The 4,297-nt window shown below is 66.0% G+C and carries 4 protein-coding genes and 1 tRNA gene; 4 read left to right on the plus strand and 1 reads right to left on the minus strand.

Translation table 11 applies throughout. The features are described 5' to 3' along the window. Window positions 1-100 precede the first annotated feature (100 nt). Complete coding sequence (locus ASE88_RS12185; RefSeq protein WP_055872720.1) at window positions 101-757, plus strand: hypothetical protein; 657 nt, start codon at window positions 101-103, stop codon at window positions 755-757. 12 nt (window positions 758-769) lie between these two features. Here ASE88_RS12185 and ASE88_RS12190 read toward each other — a convergent pair whose 3' ends face one another. Next, window positions 770-1,000 carry a hypothetical protein gene (locus tag ASE88_RS12190; RefSeq protein ID WP_055872718.1) on the minus strand — a complete coding sequence of 77 codons (231 nt, stop codon included), beginning with the start codon at window positions 998-1,000 and terminating at the stop codon, window positions 770-772. 288 nt (window positions 1,001-1,288) lie between these two features. Between ASE88_RS12190 and ASE88_RS12195 the strand changes: the two genes are divergently transcribed. The 3 genes from ASE88_RS12195 (at window position 1,289) to ASE88_RS12205 (ending at window position 4,260) form a co-directional block, all read left to right on the plus strand. Further along, window positions 1,289-1,373 (plus strand) — tRNA-Leu (locus ASE88_RS12195). Between the two features lie 69 nt (window positions 1,374-1,442). Further along, on the plus strand, window positions 1,443-3,098 hold the full coding sequence (tig, locus tag ASE88_RS12200) for a trigger factor (protein WP_056478301.1): 1,656 nt from the start codon (window positions 1,443-1,445) through the stop codon (window positions 3,096-3,098). Between the two features lie 235 nt (window positions 3,099-3,333). Then, window positions 3,334-4,260, plus strand: coding sequence for a glycosyltransferase family 2 protein (locus ASE88_RS12205; protein WP_056478302.1), 927 nt, complete (start codon window positions 3,334-3,336; stop codon window positions 4,258-4,260). Window positions 4,261-4,297 lie beyond the last annotated feature (37 nt).

Consider the following 4,297-nt stretch of genomic DNA (forward strand, 5'->3'; position numbering starts at 1 on the left):
CGGGCGGCGGCGAGACGGTCGAGAACGGTCCGGGTTGTCGTCGCCGGTGCGTTTCGCAAGCGCTATGCCCTGTGCCGCAGGGACCGAAGGTGGGCGAGATATGGCGAAGCACGGTGGCTATGCAGCGATAGCCTTGGCGGCCGCGACCGCGCTGGTCGTGCCGAGCCATGCTGCACCGTCTGCGGTCTTGTCGAGCAACCAGGGCGACGTCGATCGGCTCCGTTTGATGACTCCGTCGGCGTTCCAGGCGCGGACGACATTGTCTGACGATGCGCTCGACCGCGTTGCGACGCTCACCTCGACGAACGGGTTCGTCGAGCACCGGTCGTTCGGCGGGCACGCGCCCGACGATGTGTTCCTGCGCGCGTTCATCGACAAGACGACGGGCCAGGTGAGTTACCAGGTCTATGCGTCGATCCGATATCGCGCCTACAGCTGGGTGCGTTGGGACAGCGCGACCTATGAAGCGCCCGGCGGCCCGTTGTCGGCCCGTGTCGACCGGATCGCGCGGCTGCGAACCGTGTGTCGGCGAGGATGGATCTGTCCCCGATCCGAAACGATCGGCTTGAGGATCGCGGGCTCGGTACTCAGGCAGCAGGCGGAACGTTATATCCCGGGCGTGATGACGCCGTGGCAATTCAAGGTGACGGCAAGGGCAGGCGGCGAGCGCATCCTGATGCTGTCGACGGCGGAGATTGCGGGTATGCTGATGGCGGTCGACGCGTATCGCGTCGGCCACCATCTGCCGCAGCCCTGACCACGCTCGCGGTTACTGGGCGTCGGAGTCCTGGTTCTTGGTCACGCCGCCGGTGCCGCCGACGCCGTCGGGGAGCCCTGAGTCGGTGAAGGTTTCGGGCTCGGCGCCACCGTCACCGCGTTCGACCGCGTCGGATCGCGACGCGACCGCCTGTTCGATGTCGCTGCGCGTATCCGCGTCACGATCCTCGGGGCGTGTATCCGGATCAGTGCCGGCATGCGCAGAGGGCTTGGTATCGGGCATGATGGTCCCTCAGACTTCGGGCTGGATGGGGGTGGGGTCGGTCGAGGGTCCGCTCGGATCGGGATAGTCCACGTCGGGTGCGGGTGGATTGAACTCCGGCGGTGGCGTCGTTGGCTCGGCAGGCGACGAGGGCGTAGGGAATTCTGCGGGGGGTTGGGTAGCCATGTTGCTCTCTCCTTCTTCCGCATCAACGCGTGCGATCCCGTGTAGTTGCCCGCCGTGTTGCCTTGCGTGCTTGCCCCGGCATACAACGTTGGTATAGACGCGCCCGCTACGGCGATGTCCTGTGCGGGCGTGGCGGAACTGGTAGACGCAGCAGGTTTAGGTCCTGCCATCGCAAGATGTGGGGGTTCGAGTCCCTTCGCCCGCACCACTCCGCCGCTCGGGCGGGGCGACACCCAGACGAATTTTTCCCGAATGCTCTTTTAGACAAAGGCCGGACATGCAGACTGTCGAGACGTTGAACGAGGGCCTCAAGCGCGCCTACACCCTCACCATCACTGCGAAGGATATCGATGCGAAGGTCGATGTCGAGCTGAAGCGCCTCGCGCCGCAGATGAAGATGCCGGGCTTCCGTCCGGGCAAGGTGCCGGCCAACCTCATCCGCAAGATGCACGGCCCGGCGCTGACGCAGGACGCGGTGAACGCGGCGATCCAGGAGGGCGTCCAGACGCTCGTCGCCGAAAAGCAGCTTCGCCCCGCGATGCAGCCTTCGGTCGAGCTGGAAGACGGCTACGACCTCGGCAAGGACGCGGTCGTCAAGGTCGAGCTGGAGGTTCTCCCGCAGGTGCCGGCACCCGCGATCGACGGCCTGAAGCTCGAGCGCCTGACCGTGCCCGTCGCCGACGAGGCGGTCACCGAGCAGCTCCAGAAGTTCGCCGACCAGCAGAAGAAGTGGGACGACGCTGCTGACGATTACGTCGCGGCGATGGGTGACCTCGTCACCGTCGATTTCGTCGGCAAGACCGCCGACGGCGTCGCATTCGACGGCGGCACGGGCACCGACATGGGCGTCGAGCTCGGCGCAGGGCGTCTGATCCCCGGCTTCGAGGATCAGCTCGTCGGCGTGAAGACCGGCGACGACAAGGTCCTGAACGTGACCTTCCCCGAGGAGTATCAGGAGAAGTCGCTCGCGGGTCAGCCGGCCACGTTCGACATCACCGTCAAGTCGGTGAAGACCGCGGGCGAGAGCAATATCGACGAGGATCTCGCCAAGTCGCTCGGTCTTGAGAGCCTCGAGCAGCTCACCGGCTTGCTCAAGGGTCAGATCGAGCAGGAGCATAACGGGCTCACGCGCACGCACATGAAGCGCAAGCTGCTCGACCAGCTCGCCGAAGGTCACGACTTCGAGGTTCCGCCGTCGATGGTGGAAGCCGAGTTCAACCAGATCTGGCAGCAGCTCCAGCACGAAGCCACGCACGAAGCCGATCCCGAGGCCGCGATGGCCGAGATGGAAGGCGAGCGCGACGATTACCGCAAGATCGCCGAGCGTCGCGTGCGCCTGGGGCTCCTCCTGTCCGAGATCGGCCAGGCGAACGGCGTCGAGGTTTCCAACCAGGAAATGCAGCGTCTGCTCGCCCAGGCTGCGCAGCAGTATCCGGCCGAGCAGCGTCAGCAGTTCATGCAGTATGTGCAGTCCGAGCCGATGGCCGCTGCCCAGCTGCGCGCGCCGCTGTACGAGGACAAGGTCGTCGACTTCCTGTTCGAGAAGGCCGAGATCACCGATCGCGAAGCGACCCGCGAGGAGCTGGAAGCTGCGATCGAGAGCGAGGACGGTTTCGCGAGCGGCACGCACGTGCATGATCACGACAACCACAAGCCGAAGAAGAAGGCCGCTGCCAAGAAGGCCAAGCCTGCGTCTGACGACACTGCTGCGGACGAGACCGTGACGGACGAGGCGCAGGTTTCGGACGCGGCGGACGAGGCCAAGCCCGCAAAGAAGGCGCCTGCCAAGAAGAAGGCGGCACCGGTCGAGGCCGAGACTGCGGTGACCGAGTCGTCGCCGGTCGCGGCCGAGAATGCCGAGGGTACCGAAGCTGCCGACGCACCGGTGAAGAAGCCGCGCGCCAAGAAGGCGCCGACCAAGACCGAGGCGTAACGCCGATCGGAGTGCTTCGTCGCTGAGGCACTCACCCCGTTTTCGGGCCACCTCCCCGGCGGAGGCCGGGGTCCAGTTGGAAAGGCTACTATAACGGCGCGTAAAGCTCCGTTATGGACGTTCCCCAACTGGGCCCCGGCCTCCGCCGGGGAAGTGCGTTTTGGGATGGTTCGGTGACTGAAGTTTCGCCCGCTGCTCGATCTTCGATACCGTGTTCAACCGTGCAGGGCAGGGCATGACCGAACCGAGAATCGCCGTCCTGCTTCCCTGCTACAACGAAGCGGCGGCGATCGCGCAGACGGTGGCCGGGTTCCGCGCCGCGCTGCCGGGCGCCACCGTCTACGTCTACGACAACAACAGCGCCGACCGGACGGTGGAGGTCGCGCGCGCGGCGGGTGCCGTGGTGCGGACCGAGCGAATCCAGGGCAAGGGCGCGGTCGTCCGCCGCATGTTCGCGGATATCGACGCCGACATCTACGTGATGGCCGATGGCGACGCGACCTATGACGCGGCCTCCGCCCCGGCGCTGGTCGCGCGCGTGCTCGACGAACAGCTCGACATGGTCGTCGGTTCGCGGATCAGCCAGGTCCAGGAGAGCTATCGCCGCGGGCACCGGTTCGGCAACGCACTGCTGACGGGAATGCTCGCGCGGCTGTTCGGGCGTAGCTTCACCGATATCCTGTCGGGCTACCGTGTGTTTTCGCGCCGGTTCGTGAAGAGCTTTCCGTCGCTGTCCGCCGGGTTCGAGATCGAGACGGAGATCAGCGTCCACGCGCTCGAACTTAAGATGCCGATCGGCGAGGTCGAGACGCCTTATTACGCGCGGCCCGAGGGGTCCGAATCGAAGCTCAGCACGTACGGCGACGGCTGGCGCATCCTCCGCACGATCATGACGCTCTACCGGATCGAGCGGCCTTTGTGGTTCTTCGGTGTGATCGGCAGCGCGTTTGCGGTGCTCGCGCTGGTCCTCGGTATCCCGCTGGTACTGACCTATATCGAGATCCACCAGGTGCCGCGCTTCCCGACCGCGATCCTGATCACCGGACTGGGTATCTTCGCCGCGCTGAACGTCTTTACCGGGCTGATCCTCGATACGGTCGTCCGGGGGCGGCGCGAGGTGCGGCGGCTGGCGTATCTCGCCTATCCCGCGCCGGGCCTCTGACGCGGATAGCGGACGCTTGTAATCCTCCCCCCCCCCC

It is taken from the genome of Sphingomonas sp. Leaf38 (genome assembly GCF_001421825.1).
GTDB lineage: Bacteria > Pseudomonadota > Alphaproteobacteria > Sphingomonadales > Sphingomonadaceae > Sphingomonas.

Coding starts and splice junctions, on each gene's coding strand:
- ASE88_RS12205 (WP_056478302.1), top strand. CDS start 3,334: ATGACCGAACCGAGAATCGCCGTCCTGCTTCCCTGCTACAACGAAGCG.
- tig (WP_056478301.1), top strand. CDS start 1,443: ATGCAGACTGTCGAGACGTTGAACGAGGGCCTCAAGCGCGCCTACACC.
- ASE88_RS12190 (WP_055872718.1), bottom strand. CDS start 1,000: ATGCCCGATACCAAGCCCTCTGCGCATGCCGGCACTGATCCGGATACA.
- ASE88_RS12185 (WP_055872720.1), top strand. CDS start 101: ATGGCGAAGCACGGTGGCTATGCAGCGATAGCCTTGGCGGCCGCGACC.